Genomic DNA, 445 nt, shown 5'->3' with positions numbered 1-445 from the left:
GCCATGCTGCTCAGCCAAATACTGAATCGTGAAGTCGAGGTCCATGAACCATGGATTGATTGGGGTACGGCACACTCGATCCCTGATTTGGGTGCCTGCCTCGATGAAAACCCGAGCCTCCATCAGCAACTCGCGTTCTACGTTCAACAGTTTCATCTGCCCTCCCATCCTATGTTCAGTGGGCGTATATTACAGGAGCCCGGAGCCGCACGCAACCATTAGACAAACATTTCGAGCTGGAGGCCGCCTTCTGCGCCCCACTGTACGTTCACCAAGTATCGCGCGAAGCCCTTCGGTGTGGGCTCCAAGAACGAAGAATCCCGTATGGGTTCGATGGTGGCTGCGTAACCCGCATCAATAAGAATTCGCACCAAGTAGGCTGCGGCTTCCCTGCTCTCGACAGAACCCTCGGGCAACAGCGTTTCTACCTGTGCCGAATACAGGC

Annotated in this window: 1 protein-coding gene; it reads right to left on the bottom strand. The window is 55.3% G+C overall.

Annotated features, from left to right (window positions below; translation table 11 throughout):
• Window positions 1-218: 218 nt before the first annotated feature.
• Window positions 219-445: hypothetical protein (locus AC1RPG_RS08210; protein WP_481762501.1), on the bottom strand; the 227-nt coding region annotated here is incomplete at its 5' end.

Source organism: Dellaglioa sp. CoH-57-MRSF-18 (genome assembly GCF_056781995.1).
The sequence above is the reverse complement of the archived record's forward strand: the minus strand, read 5'-3'. Positions and strand labels throughout refer to the sequence as shown.